Source organism: Cohnella rhizosphaerae (assembly GCF_029525575.1).
In the GTDB taxonomy this organism is placed as follows: domain Bacteria; phylum Bacillota; class Bacilli; order Paenibacillales; family Paenibacillaceae; genus Cohnella; species Cohnella rhizosphaerae.
In genome coordinates, this window is record NZ_JAPDIA010000001.1 from 13,095 (window position 1) to 29,178 (window position 16,084).

Consider the following 16,084-nt stretch of genomic DNA (forward strand, 5'->3'; position numbering starts at 1 on the left):
ATGCTCAAAATCGGACTGATCGGCTTCGGCTTCATGGGAAGAATGCACTTCGACAACTACGTACGACTCGCCGAAGAAGGCAAGCAGGTCAAAGTCGTCGCCATCTGCGACATTGCGATCGAAACGCTGAAAAACGCGAAGGCCGGCGGCAATATGGCGACCGCGCAGGAGACGTACGACCTGTCCGGCTACGCGCTGTACGACTCGGTCGACAAAATGCTGGCAGGCGAAGAGCTCGATATGATCGATATCACGCTGCCGACGACGCTGCACGCGGATCTGACCTGCGAGCTGCTCGAGAAGGGCTATCATGTCTTTTGCGAAAAGCCGATGGCGCGCCGTTCGGACGAGGCGCGCCGCATGGTGGAGACGGCCGAGCGAACGGGCCGCAAGCTGCAAATCGGACAGTGCCTCCGCTTCTGGCCGGCATACGAGTATCTCAAGGCGTGCGTGGAAGACGGCCGCTATGGCGCGGTTAAAGGCGGCTACTTCTACCGAGGTTCCCATGCGCCAGCCGGCTGGTTCCTGAACGGCGATCTCAGCGGCGGCGCGCTGCTCGACATGCACATCCACGACACGGACATCGTGAACTGGCTGTTCGGCAAGCCCGAGCGCGTGTCCACGATCGGACGCAACGTGATTCCGGGCAGCGGCTTCGACGTCGCCTCCACCCACTACGGCTTCGCGGACGGCAAGGTGGTCAACGCCCAGGTCGACTGGACGCTCGAAGGCGACTTCGGCTTCGAGATGGGCTTCCGCGTCAACTTCGACGGCGCGAACATCATCCTCGGCAAGGACGGCCTGACCGTCAATCCGAAGGACGCGGCCGGCTTCCAGCCGGAGCTGGCCGATAACGACGGCTATTACGGAGAGCTTCTCAGCTTCTCGAACGCGATCTTGAACGACGAAGCCGTCGCCGTCTGCACGCCGGAGAGCACGCTCGCGACGCTCGAGATCGTCGAGGCCGAGCAGCAGTCCGCCGAGCGCGGCGGCGAGTGGGTCAAGCTGTAAATAAAAGGCCGCAAAAAGTTGGGCGCAACTTGGGACAGTGACATCGAGTTAGCAGTATAAGGCGAGTGATAGGCAAAAATAGGCAAGGAGCATGAGGCCGCACAGCGATGTGCGGTCTTTTTTACGCGCTAAAGGTCTAACGGCCAGCGACTCTCATTTGCGCCAATCCGCTAACCTTCCGCCGAACCCTCGTCGTCAGATTGACTAATGCTATCGTGCAAAAGTGCATCATCCAAGGCAGGAACATGGCGTTTATGGCGATCTATCGTGCAAAAGTGCATGGTAGCCCCCCTCTTAAAACGAGAACGCGGGTGGTTCGGGTCAAAATCCTGCACTTTTGCGCGATAGGCGGATCGGCGAACGGGCGTGCGGCTCTCGATCGTGCACTTTTGCGCGATAGCCGCGCCGGACTGGTGAAGCCTGCGATTGCTCCGTCATTCCAAGCTTAAAATTAGATCGAAAATCGCGCTGCCCGGCGCGAAATGCTCGGTCAACGCGTTTTCGGTTACGGCCGTCCTTCCAGCCAATCTGCGATCTCCTGCGCGGCCGCCTCCGGCGTCTGGCTGCCGGCGTCCACGCGAAAATGATGCCGCTGGTAGATCGCCTGACGCGACTCGTAGAGCGCTTGGATCTCTTCGTCCGTCTTGTTTTGCAGGATCGGCCGGCTGTCGCGAATAAGCGGCAGTCTCATCTTCCATTGCTCCCAGGGGATGTCCATCAAGATGACGGCCGCGTTCGCCATGCACAGCTCGCGGGTGTCTTCCTTCAGAAAAGCGCCGCCTCCGAGCGACAGAACGGCGTCTTGCTTCTGAAAGCACAGCTCTCCGATATATTCTTTTTCCATCCGGCGAAAAGCCTCTTCCCCGAACGTCCTGAAAATCTCGGTAACCGGCATTCCCCGTTCCGTAGAAATGAGTTCGTCAACGTCGATAAATTCGCGGGACAGCTTGGCCGCAAGGACTTTGCCGATCGTCGTCTTGCCCGCGCCCATGAACCCGATCAGCACGATATTGCGTTCGCGGTACGGCACGGCTCCGTCTGCTTGCATGAAGAGGATCACTCATTTCCGTTATCGTTTATCTCCCAATTATAGCGATATGCAGGCGGCTCGCCAACGAAAATTGGAATATTTAAAAACAGTGTTGCATATATACTGTTTATATAATACACTGTGTACATAATAAACAGTTAATGGAGCGAGAGGAGCATTCAACATGACATTCATGATCGAAGTCAAGGACTTGCGAAAAAGCTTCGGCGACCAGCAGGTGCTGCGCGGCGTCGACATCGCCGTGCCCCAAGGCCAGATCTACGCGCTTCTGGGCCCGAACGGCGCGGGCAAGACGACGCTCATCAACATTTTGACGACGCTCGTGGCGGCGGACGGCGGCAGCGCCCGGATCGCCGGCTATGACGTCGCCGCGGAGAGCGGCAAGGTCAAGCAATCGATCAGCCTGACGGGACAGTTCGCCGCCGTCGACGAGATGCTGTCGGCAGAGGAGAACCTGCAGATGATGTGCAGGCTGTCGGGCATGAGATCCGCCGAAGCCAAGCGGCGGACGGCCGAGCTGCTCGGGCAGTTCGATCTGATCGCCGCAGCGGGCAAGCGTGTCAAAACGTATTCGGGCGGCATGCGAAGGCGGGTCGATCTGGCGATCAGCCTTGTGGCGAGCCGCCCCGTGCTCTTCCTCGACGAGCCGACCACCGGACTCGATACGGTCAGCCGGCGCGCGCTTTGGGACATCATCGAACGGCTGAAGGCGTCGGGCATGACGATCTTCCTGACGACGCAGTATTTGGAGGAAGCGGACCAGCTCGCGGATCGGATCGGCGTCATCAACGGCGGGCGCCTCGTCGCAGAGGGCACGGCCGCCGAATTAAAAGCCCGCATCGGCGGCGAAGTCATCGAGCTGACAAACGAGCGCGAACAGTGGAGCCGAACCATCTCCACGACTGGTTCCGCGCAGGATATCGGACGGATCTTAAACGGCCTCGCCGCGTCGCTGCCGCCGGATACCCAGGTGACGATACGCCGGCCCAGCATGGACGACGTCTTTATCGCGCTCACCCAACAACCTTCGGAGGTGTCCGTATCGTGAACAAGTCGCTTTCCCCGCTTTCCCCGCCCTCTTATGCCGCCACCAATGCCGTCTTCATCCGCCGCAGCCTGACGCTCAGCCTGCGCAATACCGAATCGCTCATGATGTCCATCATTTTGCCGGTCATGCTCATGCTGCTGTTCACCTACGTGTTCGGCGGCGCGATCGCGCCGGAAGGCGACTACGCCAACTACGTCGTGCCGGGCATCATCCTGCTGTGCGCGGGTTACGGCGCCGCGACGACGGCGGTCGACGTGTCCACCGACATGACGAACGGCATCATCGACCGCTTCCGGACGATGCCGATCCGCAGCCTCTCCGTCGTCACGGGCCATGTCGCCGCAAGCCTCGCACGCAATCTGGTCGCGACCGGCGTCGTCATCGGCGTGGCGCTGCTCGTCGGCTTCCGTCCGACCGGCTCCTTTCCCGAATGGCTCGCCGCGCTCGGCGTCATCGTTCTGTTCATCCTGACGCTCACATGGCTCTATGCCGCGATCGGCCTCGTCGCCGGCAGCCCTTCTGCCGCGAGCGGCTACGGCTTCATCCTGCTGTTTCTGCCGTACCTCTCTAGCGCGTTCGTGCCCATCGAGACGATGCCGCACTGGCTGCGCGGCGTCGCGAGCCACCAGCCGATCACGCCGCTCATCGAGACGATCCGCGGGCTGCTGCTCGGCACGCCTATTGGCGACTACGCCTGGATCGGCGCGGCCTGGTGCGCGGGTCTCATCGCGATCGCGTTCGTCTGGTGCGGCTTCGCCTTCAAGAAGCGCGCCGGTCGCAGATAAACCGTCGCATAACGCAAAGAGCATGACCGAGGTCCAAGCGACCTGGTCATGCTCTTCGTTCGTCAGGCGATAATCTCTTCGCTGCCTTCGCTACGTTCTCGCGCGGGACACGTGCAGCTCGATGCCATCGAGAATACGCTCCAGCCCGAAGTCGAAGTCGGTCTGCGCCTCTCCTTTGTTGCCGTCGTCCTCCGTGTATACGCCCGCCGCTACGATCGGATATAAGGCCGGGTATGCCTCTGGCGTAACCAGCTGCCTCAGCGCTCCGCCGTACATCAGACCGGAAAAGCTGTCCGGGCTCGCACCCGACTCGATCGCCCGGTCCATATCCCGCATCATGACGCCGTAAAATCGGGAATAACCGCTGAGCAGCAGCACGGTGGACATTTTCTCGTATTCGCTGAGCGGCAGATCACGTAGAATGCGCAGCGGCCAGTCCACCATCTTCAGGTTGTTCGGCGTGATCGGCACGCCCATGATCGGAATGTCCGTGAACCAGGGATGCGCGCGCATGAGCCGGATGCAGGTCTCTACGTATTCCCTGAGCTGCTCCCGCCATCCCTTACCTTCGCTTACTTCCGGAATCTCTATTTCGCAGACGGCCTCGGACATGAGCATCAACAGGTCGTCCTTGCTCTTGATATACCGGTAAAGCGACATCGTCGTAAATCCGAGCGAGCTCGCCACCCGATTCATCGACACCGCCGGCAGGCCTTCCCGATCCGCGATGCCGACGGCGGCCTCCACGATCTTGCCGACGCTCAGCTCCCCCCTTCGGGCCTCTCGTCGACGGCTTCACCAGTCCCCAGGCAAGCTGCGCGCCGTGCGGCAGGCTGTTCAAGCTGTCCTCGTCCATCGTATCGTCGGCGCTCATCGTGCTAGCCTCATTTCGCAAATAATTGTATATGGTGTATACAGTATAACACAGCGCAACTGGCGGCGCACACAGCGCAACCTCGCGGGCCGATTCATCGTCGAATTTGTATGAGCTTTACCCAAATTTTATAGGATTATGCTACAATGTACTTTCAATATCGGTATGGCCGAATGACGAGGTGACCCACTGCAATGATGAATTCTTCCCCCTCTGACGGACACGAGCGCGCAGGTCGGCAGCATGGAAAGACCCCCCGAGGAGAGCGGCGAGAAGATCCGTCGTGCCGTTCATCTGTTTATGGCTGCTCTTGATCGGCGCGGGCGTCGCCGGCACCGTCTGGTATACGGAACAGCAGCGCGAACAGGTTTCCGCGCAGCTGCAGCTGCAGACCGCGAGCCAAATCGCGGCGATGCAGCAGGATTACCGCGCCAGACTGGACAAGCTCGAGAGCGACTACGCCGCGCAGATGGCGCAGCTGTCGTCGAAGGTCGAAGCGCTGAACGAGCTGCTCACCTTTACGCAGGACAATGCCAGCGACAAGACCGACAACAGCAACAAGCTGTACACGCAGATCAGCGAGCTGAAGAAGCAGCTGGACCAGTTAAAAAAAAGAACTGGACGTGCTTAAATGAGAACGGGCGTCCAGCAGTTGAACCGAACCGTGCTGCTCGCTTGCGCGCCGTTCCTCGGCATGCTGATCTGGCTACTGGCGGCGGGCGTCAAGCCGGAGGCGCCGGACATCGGCCCGCCGCCGCAGACGCCGGAGCCGCAGCTCGTCGGCTACGCGGAGCCGCAGCTCGAATCGCTGGATCGGGCCGGCGCCATCGCCAAGGACATCTCGGCCTCCGTCAAGCGCGTATCCGAGCTGTATACGAAGACGAATAGAAGCATGAATGCGATGATGTCCACCGCCAAGTCGCAGGTCGGACGGCCCGCGGCGATCTATGACAGGCGCATCTCGATCAAGCTCGGGTATCTGCGCGACTCGGTGCAGTCGGACAATCTGACGGCCCAGCTCTACACGATCCGCGCGCAGCATTTCAGCGGCTATGCGCTCAAGGTCAAGCTGAAGAGCGACAAAGCGATGTCGATGGCGCTCGCCGGCGGCAAGCCGGGCAGCTCCGAGACGACGCTCGCGGCCGTCAAGCGGACCGGGGCGATCGCGGGCGTCAATGCCGGCGGCTTCGCGGACCAGGCCGGCAAGCGCTACCCGCTTAGCACGACCGTCGTCGGCGGGGAGTACGTCACCGGCTTCGAGCCGAGCTTCAACGACCTTTTTTTCGTCGGCCTGAACGAAGACCTGAGGCTGATCGGCGGCAAATACAACGACAAGTCACAGCTAGACAAGGAGAAGCCAAAGTTCGGCGCTTCGTTCGTGCCCGTGCTCCGCAAAAACGGCGTCAATCTGCCGATTCCCGCCAAGTGGCGGACGAGCCCGCTCCGCGCGCCCCGCACGGTCATCGCGAACTACAAGGACAATCAGATTCTGATGATGGTCATCGACGGACGAGGCGAAGACGGCAGCTCGGGCGCCACGCTCGAAGAGCTTCAGATTCTGCTCTCCCGCTTCGGGACGATCGACGGCTACAACCTGGACGGCGGCGGCTCATCCACCCTCGTGTTCAAGGGCAAAGTCGTCAACAGCCCGTCGGACGGCCAGCTTCGGCGCCTGGCGACGAATTTTCTTTTCTTCCAATAAAAGAGGCCGCGAAGGCCTCTTTTTTTGCGTCATCCGTTTGGCGCGGCAACGCTTGATCAGGCGGTCGTCGTCCTGAAGTAGCGGTATACCTTCGCCAGCTTCTCCTTCTGCTTGCCCCGCGGGCTCTCCATGCTGCCGAATTCGAAAAACTTCACCTTGCCGAAGCCGACATACCGCAGCAGCGCCTTGCGCATAAGCGTCTTGTGCGCGTTGTACAGCCAGAGCAGCATATAGCCCGCCGGCCCCTTCATCGTCGATACGCATACGGCGGTCTTGCCCTTCAATAGTCCTTCCGGCAGCAGCTTGCCGTTGTCCCGGTAGGCAAACCCCGAAGCGAACATGCGGTCGATAAAACCGAGCAGCATCGCAGGCGGCCGCCCCCACCAGATCGGATAGACGAAAACGAGCTTGTCGGCCCGCTTGATTTGTTCCCGGTAGCCCTCAAGCTCAGGGTCGGCGTGCATGTCCCTTCTTCTTTTTTCCTCGTTGAACACAAGCACCGGATCGAACGCCTCCGCATACAGATCGAGCACCTCGACCTCCTCGAACGCTTCGTTCTCCTCGCTCCCGCGCACGATCTCCTGCAGAAACGCGTAGTTCAAGCTTCGATGATTCGGATGGGCGTAAATAACGAGCAGCTTCATGATTGCGCCTCCTATCATTATCATATGATAACGATAGAGTATCGCGATATCACTTAGTTGTCAAATGATCATTTTTATTTGATAACGATTTTGATATCGTAAAGCGTACGAGGTGATCGTGTGGACAATCAGGTTCTGTTTTTAAAATTTATCGATTTTGTAGCGGCCGTCCATGAGACGACGCACGCGTTTACGAAAGGCGCGAAGCTTGAGGACGTAACCCCCGCTCAATATAAGATGCTGGAATATATCGCCGTCAGCCAGCCCGTCACGCTCAGCAGCATCGGCGACTGCACCCATATGTCGCTGCCCAACACGAGCCGCGAGATCAAGAAGCTGACGCAAAAAAGGACTTTGCGAAAAAGTGGCGGACGCGAACGACAGGAGAAAACAGCTCATTCGTCTCTCCGAAAAAGGCCAGCAGTTGATGAACGGCATTTTCGGCCATATGCTGACGCAGCTCGAAGAGCGCATCGGCGCTTTGTCCGGAGAAAAGCTGAAGGAGATCGAACAAGCGCTCGACCTCCTTCATAAACAAGTATTCCGTTCGCAAACGTAATATCCGAAGCGCGGGAACGCGGGCGAACGACAGCCTGCGTTTTTCGGCATGCGCTAGCTTTTAGGTCTATGGTATCCGCGCTCCCCGAACGGCTGCAGCTTTTCGATCCACAGCTCGGCGAGCGCGTCCACCTCGTCCTGATATTTCTTCAGCTCGGCGCGATCCGTTACCGTCTCCTCCTTCGGCTTGATCCGGTCCAGCTCCTCGAACGCGAAAGCTCCGCCGCCGTAGCGATCCCATTCGGCCTTCAGCTCGGGCAATGTGTTATTGTTCATTTGCTTCATGAATTCAAAGCGGTTGCGGGCGCCGTCCAGATCCATCGAAGAACGCACCAGCACCTTCCCGTTCTCCGCGTTGCGAATCTGATAGACGCCCATCGCTCGAAATGTCTGCGTATAGGCTTCCGCCAGCTGCTTTTTGCGTTGCTTATCCATCGTCAGTACCCCATCTCCTTCAAAATTCGCGACAGCGTCTGCAGCCGCTCGCCGATCAGCTCGCCGTCTCCTTCAAGCGCGGCGCCGAACAGCTTGATATCCTCCCGGATGCGCTCGTTGTCCGTGCATACCGCGACGGTCATGGCATCTCCTTGCAGGCCGATCCGCTCGAGGACCGGATTGTCCGGATCGTACAGCTCCTCATAGCGGTAAGCTTCGCGAAAATGACCGAGGCTGCTTGCGACCAATATCGCAAGGTCAAGTACGCGGTGAAGCGGCAGCTCCTCCGATTGCCTGGACCACTTCTCCCCCGTATATCGCCATACCTTCGCCGAGATATCGACCTTACCGCGATCGTTCCACTGCGCCAGTCCGAGCGATAGGCCCTTGGCGTCCGTATGACCGGCGTAGCGGCCGTCCACGTTTTCGTAATTATCCGAAACGATGACAGGCTTGTGCTTAAGCGTGGTCGGAATTTTCATGAGGATGTCCTCCATTTGGCGCTTAGTTAAGGTGGTTAGTAATGCTGCTTAGAAAAAGCTTAGTAAATAGGCTAAAATGGGTCAGCAAACAGCTTAGTCATTTACTAAATTACTAATTTAGTACTTCCAATATATCGAACGAATCCAGATCGGTCAATCCCGCCGTACGCAAAAGGCAGGGCGAGGATCGGATGCGCGTCACACCCTCTATTGGAGAACGAGGGCAGCATTCCTTGCATCGGAACCGCAACAGTCAGCCGGGCAAAAATAGTTGTCAAAAGGACGTTAATTTTCAGTAAATGGTTAGCGTCTGACGGATAATGGTTAAAAGGCAGTTAATCCCTTACAGAATCCGCAAAAGCGCCGTTAACGTTCGAATTAAATGCCTTTTAACAACTATTTTTTTTTGGCAGCTCAATATCGCCCAAATTAACTGCTCTTTAGCAACTATCACCCTACCGCATCCCCGATCCGCACGCGAAAAAGCATCGGTAAGAGCGTCTCCTGTCACCGACGCTTTTACCGATGCTTATGGAATTCCAGACAAAATAAACGAATCACGACCAGCCGCCATCCTCGCTCACCGCCATTTATAGACCGGTTGCCAGTTCAGCGTCTGTTTGGCAAGCGCGTTGGCGAATAGCGGCGCCGTCCCGCTCATGTCAGCGCGAATATCCGTTACCTCCGGATAATGCTCGGCGATCAAAGCCGCCGTATCCCGCTCGCTCAGGACTTCGTCACCCGTAATATTCAGCGCGACCGAACCTCCCTGCAGCCGCGCCGTCAATGCCGCAGTGCAGGCGCTCGCCGCGTCCCGGATGTCGATATAGCTCCACAAAATTTTGCGGAGCCGTTCGGGATGCCGCGCCTCTTCGGCCAACCCCTCGTATTCCCCGGGCGCCGCGATCAGAGAGAAGCGCAGGTTCGCGATCTCAAGCCCGCCTCTGCGCGCGAACATATCCGACGTCAATTCGCCCACGATCTTGGACAGCCCGTAGCCCTCCTGCGGGAGCTGGGGATGCGATTCGTCAACGGGCAAATAGGCGGGCGATAAGGGCTTGGACGCCCATGCGAATCCATAGCAGGACGTGCTCGATCCCATCACGACCCGCCGAATGCCGAGCAGGTCCGCCGCCTCCAGCACGTTAAAGCTCGCAAGCACGTTGTTGGCGAAAATCGTGTGATGCGGATAGCCGGCAGGCGAAGGAATCGCCGCCAGGTGGACGATCGCATCCGCGCCCTTCAAAGCGCCCGCGACTTGCCCGAGATCGTTCAAATCCACGCGAATTTGCCTGCAGGGAATGCCTTCGGCGATGCGGTGATCGAGCGACACGACTTGATAATCCCGCCTGCGCAGCTCCTCGATGACGTATCTGCCCAGCTTGCCGCTGCCGCCGGTAACGGCGATCGTGCGCATGTTTATTCGCTCCTCTCTTTCATGGCCGAACGATCGTGCCGTCGGCTTTGCGGTCCAGCGGGTACGGCGAATGATAGCTTCGGCGCGACCAGCCCTCGCCTGTCAGCGCGGCGGCCAGCTCCTCGTCGATGTCGATGCCGAGTCCCGGCTTGGCCGACGGATACAGGTATCCGCCCGCGCGCTCGATATGTCCGGGAAATGCGGCCAGCTCCTCCGGCCGGAAGTGATTGACCTCCTGAATGCCGAAGTTCCAGATCGCCATATCCAGATGGACGGCGGCCGCCTGGTTGACGGGATCGTTCTCGCCGCCCTCCTGCCAGGCAGTCCGCACGCCGAACGCTTCGGCCAGCGCCGCGATCTTGCGGCACGCGCTGATCCCCCCCTGCCTTGGAGACTCGAACGCGGATAAAATCGATCAAACGCTCCGAGATGAGCGGCACCCACTCCTGCGGATTCGTAAACAGTTCGCCTACGGCCTGCGGCGTCGCGCATTGCTGCCGGAGCTGCCGATACCAGCCGATCTGATCCGGCGGCAGGACGTCCTCCAGGAAAAACAGGCCGTAGGGCTCAAGCCGCCGCGCCAGGCGAACCGCGTGAATCGGCGACAGATGCTCGTGCACGTCATGCGTAAACTGGACATCGTCGCCGAATGCCACTCTGAGCGACTCGAACATGGCGGGTATCGCATTGACGTAAACGTGCTCGTCGAATACCTGTCCGCGCGTATCGGCACCGCGTGGCATGTTGGCGCGATCCGCGCCGATGAAGCCTCCTCCGCCGTAGCCGCCCATTTGCACGCGCAGCACGGTATAGCCTTCCTCGATGAAACGGGCGACGTCCTCCTTGAGCTCCGCGGCGTCCCGGCCTCCTGCGTGACCGTAACAGGCGACAGCGGATCTCGCTGCCCCGCCCAGCAGTTGATATACGGGAAGCCCGGCCTCCTTGCCTTTAATATCCCAGAGCGCCATGTCGATGCCGCCGATCGCGGTGTTGAGCAGCGCGCCGCTCCGCCAATAGCCGCTATGGTGCATGAGCTGCCACAGATCCTCGATATTGGCCGGATCGCGGCCGATCAAGAGCGGTTCCAGCAGCTGCTCGACGATCTGTACGACCGCTTCAGGGTTGTAGAGATCGGTCGCAGAGCCCAGGCCGTACAGGCCGTCCTGGTCCGTCGTCACCTTCACGATCGTCCACGTTCCGTTCTGCCTCGTCCGGATGCATGTGACGCCGGTGATTTTCGCCATTTGCGCGTTCGCCTCCTTCAGCTAGCCCCATTCTACTCCTCCTGTACGACGCGCTTAATGAGACGATGACAAACTTAAGTCGGCGATCTTATCCGATTCGAGGCGATCGCTGAGCAGCGCGCGATGCTGCGCGGCCCGTGCCGTGCGTGGAAGCACCATAAAGGTGCGATCGCGGCGTCGGTTCGAGGGCGAACGGCCGGCCACGTGCGTGGAAGCACCATAATGGTGCGATCGCAGCGGGGGCGCGTCATCGTCTGGCCGGGCCTGCGCCTTGGGGCCAGAAACGCAAACGGGACGAAGCAGCATTTCCCTCTGCTTCATCCCGCTAGACGATTTAAACTGTCTGCCTTCATCATAATTGCCGTGCCGCGCCCCTACCCGATCGCGAGCCTGGCCTGCGCCTCGAGCAGCAGAAGCTGCTCCCGCACCAGGACGACTTCGCCGATCACGATCAGCGCCGGATTGCCGATTCGCATCGCATCGGCGAGCCTGTGAATGTGCGCAAGCTCCCCCGTCACGACGCGCTGCCGGTCGGTCGTGCCCCGCTCGATGAGGGCGACCGGCGTCGACGGCGGCTTGCCGTGGCGGAGCAGCTCCGTCCGGATCTCCTCCAGCCGTCCGATGCCCATATACACGACGAGCGTATCGACGCCGTGCGCCAGCAGGTCCCACCGGATCGGCGCCGAGTCCTCCCGGCTACGGTTGCCGGTGACGACGGCGAACGAGGCGGCCAGGTCGCGATGGGTGAGCGGAATCCGGCTCGAAGCTGCGGCGCCGACCGCCGACGTGACCCCGGGTACGATCTCGAAAGGAATGCCGCGCTCCGCGAGCGCGAGCGCCTCCTCGCCGCCTCTGCCGAATACGAGCGGATCGCCCCCCCTTAAGCCGAACGACCGTTCGGCCGCCAAGCGCATGCTCGATCATTAGCGCCTCGATCTGGCGCTGCGTCATGGCATGCCGCCCCGGGCTTTTGCCGCAATAGAGAAGCGCGGCGTCCGGCTTGGCGTAGGTCAGCAGCTCCTCGCTCACCAAGCGGTCGTACAAGATAACGTCCGCTTCCCGGATGCGGCGGACCGCCTTTAGCGTGACGAGCTCCGGATCGCCCGGACCGGCGCCGACGAGGTAAACCGGCGCGGGCCTCATACGTGCCGCTCCGCGCGCAGCGCCTTGGGCGAGTCCAGGGCGGACAGCGTCCCGGCCGGGAGTCCGTCTCCCTTTTGCGACAGGTAAAAAAGGACGCCGGTGAATACCGCCCCGCCGACGAAGTTGCCGATCAGCACGGGAATTTGGTTCCATACCCACCAATCCCCGAAGCTGACGTCCGCGCCGAGCATCATACCCGCCGGGATGACGAACATGTTGACGACCGCGTGCTCGAAGCCTTGACCGAAAAACGTGAGGATCGGCAGCCACATGGCAACGATCTTGCCGAGGGTCGACGTCGAGGTCATCGCCATGACCACGCCGAGCGTCACCATCCAGTTGCACAGGATCGCTTTGATGACGACCAGGACCATCCCGTCCGCGCCCATATGCTTGTAGGCGATCGTTTTCGCTTCTGCCGCTGCGATCAGCGTCTGCGCCAGCGGGCTCGCCATATCGGAGCCCATCTTGGTCGTCGTCAGATCGTACAGAACGGCATAGACGAAACATCCGATCAAATGTCCCGCGATGACCCAGCCATAATTTTTTGAGCATCTTGCCCACGGTCGTTTTCTTTTGCAGCACGCTTAGGGGGGATGAGCGCGAAGCTGCCGGTCACGAGCTCAAGGCCCAGCAGAACGATCATGACGAATCCCACCGGAAAAATGACGGCGCCCGCCATACCGATCTTCGTCTGCGCGACGGCCGTGAACGCCAGCGTCGTGGCGAAGGCGAGGATCGCCCCGCCCAGGAAGCCGCGAATCAGCATTTGCGAGGCGCTCATCTCCGCCTTGGCGGCGCCGCCTTCGATCATCGCTTTCAATACATCTCTCGGTTTTACGAAATCCATGCGCTCATCTCCCCTGCTGCGTAAATGTTCTAAATCGTGATAAAGATCGAACCTGCGTCATCTACTTCGGTCTCGTAGGAGGTCACGCAACCGTCGTCCGGCTCATACACTTTTCCCGTCTTCAGATCGATCTTCCAGTCGTGCAGCGGGCAGTGGATCGCGGTGCCGCACACCATGCCCTCCGAAAGTTTGCCGCCCTTGTGCGGGCAGCGGTTCTCGACGGCGCGGATCTGCCCGTCGGACAATTTGAAGATGGCGATCTCCAGCTCCTCATGGCGGTAAGTGCGAGACCCTTTGGCATCGATATCGGCAACGTGAGCGACCAGCATTTTCGTCATATTCTCCGCCTCCAGTCCTTAGTTCAGCGGCGCGGGCACCGCGAGCGCTTCGAAGTTTTTGCGCAGCTCTTTGTCCTGGATGATCTCTTTCCAAGGATCTTTGAGGTAGCTGAGCGAAGTCTTGATTCGTCCGTGAAGCGCTTTGCGTTCCTCCGGATCCTCCAGCACGGCCTTGATGGCTTCGACGCCGACGCGCTCCACCCATACGGAAGTCCGCTCGCCCCAAGTCGCGTTCTCTCTATAATATTGAAGGAACGCGCCGCCCCACTCGACGACCTCGTCCTCCGTCTTCACGACGCACAGCAGGTCGGTCGCCCGGACGTGCACGCCGCCGTTGCCGCCGACGTGGAGCTCCCAGCCGCCGTCGATCGCGACGATGCCGTAATCCTTGATCGTCGCCTCGGCGCAGTTGCGGGGACAGCCGGATACCGCGAATTTGACCTTGGCCGGCGCGTTCATCCGCTCGAACTCCTTCTCCAGCCGGATGCCCATTCCGATCGCATCCTGCGTACCGAACCGGCAAAACGTATTGCCCACGCAAGTTTTGACGGTGCGCAGCATTTTCCCGTATGCGTGGCCCGACGGCATATCGAGGTCCTCCCACATGCCCGGCAGGTCTTCCTTTTTGACGCCAAAAAAGGTCGAGACGTTGTCCGCCCGTGAACTTGACCAGCGGGACATCGTACTTCTCCGCGACTTCCGCGATTTTCTTCAGCTCCGAGGGCGTGGTGACGCCGCCGTAGATACGCGGTACGACCGAATAGGTGCCGTCCTTCTGAATGTTGGCGTGATAGCGCTCGTTGGTGAAACGGGATTCCTTCTCGTCCTTGTAGCGCTCGGGCCACAGCATGCCCATATAATAGTTGAGAGACGGCCGGCATTTGGTGCAGCCTTCAGGCTGCTTCCATTCGAGCGCGAGCATCGCTTCCTTGATCGTGGCCGGCTCCAGGCGCCGCAGCCCGGCGACGATCTCGTCGCGGTCCAGCGACGTACAGCCGCAGATGCCTTCTTTGACGGCTTCGCCGGCGCGCTCTCCCGCATAGAGGCCGAGCAGTCCTTCCACGAGCGGCTTGCAGCCGCCGCAGGAGCCGGTTGCCTTGTTGCAGGCTTTGATCTCGCCGACCGTGGCGCAGCCCTTCGTCTCGATGGCCTCCTTGATCGCGCCCTTGGAGACGCCGTTGCAGCCGCAGACGATCTCGTCGTCGGCCATGCTTTCAAGCCGGCTCGCGGGAGAAGCGGCCTGGCCGCCGGGGGCGAAGCCGAGCAGCAGCTCTTTTTCCTTGCCCTTGATCGATTCGCCCTTCTTCATGATCGAGAACAGGGACGCGCCGTCGGACGTGTCTCCGAACAGCACGGCGCCGACGAGCCGGTCGTTCTCGATGACGAGCTTTTTGTAGACGCCGTCCAGTTCGTCCTGATAACGGAGCGCGCGCGTGCCCGGCGTCTCCTCGTACTGGCCCGCAGAGAATACGTCGACGCCCGACACCTTGAGCTTGGTGGATGTCATCGAACCCTCGTAGCCTGCCGTGTCAACGCCGGCGAGCCGCTTGGCCAGCACCGCGCCCTGATCGTACAGCGGCGCGACGAGACCGTAGGCGATCCCTCTGTGCTCCGCGCATTCCCCGACAGCGTAGACGTTCGGCACGCTCGTCTCCATGTAGTCGTTCACGACGATGCCGCGATTAACCGCCAGGCCGGCGGACTTCGCAAGCGATACGTTCGGCTTGATCCCGACGGCCATGACGATCAGGTCCGCTTCGACCTCGCTGCCGTCCGTGAAGCGAAGGCCCTTTGCGCGCTTTTTGCCGTAAATGAGCTCGGACTGCTTGCGCAGCAAAAACTTCATCCCTTGCGCTTCCAGTTCCTTTTGCAGCATTTTGGAAGCCGGTTCGTCCAGTTGGCGATTCATCAGGTTCGGACTGATATGAACGACCGAGACGTCCATACCGAGGTTCAGCAATCCGCGGGCCGCTTCGAGACCGAGCAGGCCGCCGCCAATGACGACGGCGTTCTTGTGAGATCGCGACGCTTCGAACATCGTCTCGCAGTCCGCGATGTCGCGGAAGCCGATGACGCCCTCTTTGTCGGCGCCCGGCAGCGGAAGCATGAACGGACGCGATCCCGTCGCCAGGACAAGCGTGTCATAGGCGGCTTCGACGCCTTGATCCGAATACACGATGCGCGCCTCTGTATCGATCCGGGTCACCGTGTGTCCCGCGTGCAGCGCGATACGGTTTTCCGAATACCACTCCCAGTCGTTGATGACGATATCCTTCAGCTCGGTGCCGCCGGCCAGAACGGAAGACAGCATGATGCGATTGTAGTTCGGATAGGGCTCGGCGCCGAAAATCGTGATTTCATAAAGCTCCGGGGCCAGCTTCAACAGATGCTCCAAAGCCCGCACGCCCGCCATCCCGTTGCCGATCATCACCAGTTTCTTTTTTGTCCGCCATGTTCGCGTTTCCCCCGTTTCGGATATCTCGTTAGAAACTCAAAAAGCCT

Annotated in this window: 16 protein-coding genes and 2 pseudogenes; 6 read left to right on the forward strand and 12 right to left on the reverse strand. The window is 60.1% G+C overall.

The genetic code is table 11. The features are described from left to right. Window positions 1-1,011, forward strand: coding sequence for a Gfo/Idh/MocA family protein (locus OMP40_RS00065; RefSeq protein ID WP_277528184.1), 1,011 nt, complete (start codon window positions 1-3; stop codon window positions 1,009-1,011). Between the two features lie 505 nt (window positions 1,012-1,516). Here OMP40_RS00065 and OMP40_RS00070 read toward each other — a convergent pair. Next, entirely contained in the window at window positions 1,517-2,059 is a 543-nt protein-coding gene (locus tag OMP40_RS00070) for a shikimate kinase (protein WP_277528185.1), read from the reverse strand. A gap of 166 nt (window positions 2,060-2,225) precedes the next feature. Between OMP40_RS00070 and OMP40_RS00075 the strand changes: the two genes are divergently transcribed. Together OMP40_RS00075 and OMP40_RS00080 are read left to right on the forward strand one after the other, a co-directional pair. Next, window positions 2,226-3,110 (forward strand): ATP-binding cassette domain-containing protein, encoded by an 885-nt coding sequence (locus OMP40_RS00075; protein WP_277528186.1) that lies wholly within the window; start codon window positions 2,226-2,228, stop codon window positions 3,108-3,110. Beyond that, on the forward strand, window positions 3,107-3,895 hold the full coding sequence (locus OMP40_RS00080) for an ABC transporter permease (RefSeq protein WP_277528187.1): 789 nt from the start codon (window positions 3,107-3,109) through the stop codon (window positions 3,893-3,895). The genes OMP40_RS00075 and OMP40_RS00080 overlap by 4 nt, the downstream gene beginning before the upstream one ends. Before the next feature lie 90 nt (window positions 3,896-3,985). On the opposite strand, the gene OMP40_RS00085 is transcribed toward OMP40_RS00080, so the two are convergent. Then, window positions 3,986-4,642, reverse strand: a complete 657-nt coding sequence (locus OMP40_RS00085; RefSeq protein ID WP_338130982.1) for a TetR/AcrR family transcriptional regulator — start codon at window positions 4,640-4,642, stop codon at window positions 3,986-3,988. Window positions 4,643-5,052: 410 nt separating this feature from the next. On the opposite strand from OMP40_RS00085, the gene OMP40_RS00090 reads away from it, so the two are divergent. Beyond that, window positions 5,053-5,400 (forward strand): type IV pilus inner membrane component PilO, encoded by a 348-nt coding sequence (locus OMP40_RS00090; RefSeq protein WP_277528188.1) that lies wholly within the window; start codon window positions 5,053-5,055, stop codon window positions 5,398-5,400. Beyond that, window positions 5,401-6,471, forward strand: a complete 1,071-nt coding sequence (locus OMP40_RS00095; RefSeq protein WP_277528189.1) for a phosphodiester glycosidase family protein — start codon at window positions 5,401-5,403, stop codon at window positions 6,469-6,471. 56 nt (window positions 6,472-6,527) lie between these two features. Here the strand turns inward: OMP40_RS00095 and OMP40_RS00100 are convergent, their stop codons facing one another. Beyond that, window positions 6,528-7,115: an NAD(P)H-dependent oxidoreductase gene (locus OMP40_RS00100; RefSeq protein WP_277528190.1), complete on the reverse strand. Its 588-nt coding sequence runs from the start codon at window positions 7,113-7,115 to the stop codon at window positions 6,528-6,530. 364 nt (window positions 7,116-7,479) lie between these two features. Between OMP40_RS00100 and OMP40_RS39605 the strand changes: the two genes are divergently transcribed. Further along, complete coding sequence (locus OMP40_RS39605; protein WP_338130983.1) at window positions 7,480-7,674, forward strand: hypothetical protein; 195 nt, start codon at window positions 7,480-7,482, stop codon at window positions 7,672-7,674. 53 nt (window positions 7,675-7,727) lie between these two features. Here the strand turns inward: OMP40_RS39605 and OMP40_RS00110 are convergent, their stop codons facing one another. The 9 genes and pseudogenes from OMP40_RS00110 to nirB form a co-directional block, all read right to left on the reverse strand. Further along, a complete protein-coding gene (locus OMP40_RS00110; RefSeq protein ID WP_277528191.1) occupies window positions 7,728-8,108 on the reverse strand; it encodes a GIY-YIG nuclease family protein in 381 nt (126 codons plus the stop codon). Window positions 8,109-8,110: 2 nt separating this feature from the next. Continuing rightward, window positions 8,111-8,590, reverse strand: a complete 480-nt coding sequence (locus tag OMP40_RS00115; RefSeq protein ID WP_277528192.1) for a DUF6530 family protein — start codon at window positions 8,588-8,590, stop codon at window positions 8,111-8,113. 580 nt (window positions 8,591-9,170) lie between these two features. After that, a complete protein-coding gene (locus tag OMP40_RS00120) occupies window positions 9,171-10,007 on the reverse strand; it encodes an NAD-dependent epimerase/dehydratase family protein (protein ID WP_277528193.1) in 837 nt (278 codons plus the stop codon). 2 nt (window positions 10,008-10,009) lie between these two features. After that, window positions 10,010-11,251, reverse strand: a complete 1,242-nt coding sequence (locus tag OMP40_RS43010) for an enolase C-terminal domain-like protein (RefSeq protein ID WP_459076897.1) — start codon at window positions 11,249-11,251, stop codon at window positions 10,010-10,012. 374 nt (window positions 11,252-11,625) lie between these two features. Then, window positions 11,626-12,394 (reverse strand): annotated as a pseudogene (gene cobA, locus OMP40_RS00135) (uroporphyrinogen-III C-methyltransferase). Further along, window positions 12,391-12,924, reverse strand: a complete 534-nt coding sequence (locus tag OMP40_RS00140; protein WP_277529149.1) for a formate/nitrite transporter family protein — start codon at window positions 12,922-12,924, stop codon at window positions 12,391-12,393. Before OMP40_RS00140 ends, cobA begins: the two are co-directional and overlap by 4 nt. Continuing rightward, window positions 12,909-13,244: a formate/nitrite transporter family protein gene (locus tag OMP40_RS00145; protein ID WP_277528194.1), complete on the reverse strand. Its 336-nt coding sequence runs from the start codon at window positions 13,242-13,244 to the stop codon at window positions 12,909-12,911. The genes OMP40_RS00140 and OMP40_RS00145 overlap by 16 nt, the downstream gene beginning before the upstream one ends. A gap of 29 nt (window positions 13,245-13,273) precedes the next feature. Then, on the reverse strand, window positions 13,274-13,582 hold the full coding sequence (gene nirD / locus OMP40_RS00150) for a nitrite reductase small subunit NirD (protein WP_277528195.1): 309 nt from the start codon (window positions 13,580-13,582) through the stop codon (window positions 13,274-13,276). An 18-nt stretch (window positions 13,583-13,600) separates the two neighbouring features. Continuing rightward, window positions 13,601-16,010, reverse strand: a pseudogene (gene nirB, locus OMP40_RS00155) (nitrite reductase large subunit NirB). Window positions 16,011-16,084 lie beyond the last annotated feature (74 nt).

Coding starts and splice junctions, on each gene's coding strand:
- OMP40_RS00075 (WP_277528186.1), top strand. CDS start 2,226: ATGACATTCATGATCGAAGTCAAGGACTTGCGAAAAAGCTTCGGCGAC.
- OMP40_RS00095 (WP_277528189.1), top strand. CDS start 5,401: ATGAGAACGGGCGTCCAGCAGTTGAACCGAACCGTGCTGCTCGCTTGC.
- OMP40_RS00145 (WP_277528194.1), bottom strand. CDS start 13,244: ATGGATTTCGTAAAACCGAGAGATGTATTGAAAGCGATGATCGAAGGC.
- OMP40_RS00065 (WP_277528184.1), top strand. CDS start 1: ATGCTCAAAATCGGACTGATCGGCTTCGGCTTCATGGGAAGAATGCAC.
- OMP40_RS00110 (WP_277528191.1), bottom strand. CDS start 8,108: ATGGATAAGCAACGCAAAAAGCAGCTGGCGGAAGCCTATACGCAGACA.
- OMP40_RS00115 (WP_277528192.1), bottom strand. CDS start 8,590: ATGAAAATTCCGACCACGCTTAAGCACAAGCCTGTCATCGTTTCGGAT.
- OMP40_RS43010 (WP_459076897.1), bottom strand. CDS start 11,251: ATGGCGAAAATCACCGGCGTCACATGCATCCGGACGAGGCAGAACGGA.
- OMP40_RS00120 (WP_277528193.1), bottom strand. CDS start 10,007: ATGCGCACGATCGCCGTTACCGGCGGCAGCGGCAAGCTGGGCAGATAC.
- OMP40_RS00070 (WP_277528185.1), bottom strand. CDS start 2,059: ATGCAAGCAGACGGAGCCGTGCCGTACCGCGAACGCAATATCGTGCTG.
- OMP40_RS00100 (WP_277528190.1), bottom strand. CDS start 7,115: ATGAAGCTGCTCGTTATTTACGCCCATCCGAATCATCGAAGCTTGAAC.
- nirD (WP_277528195.1), bottom strand. CDS start 13,582: ATGACGAAAATGCTGGTCGCTCACGTTGCCGATATCGATGCCAAAGGG.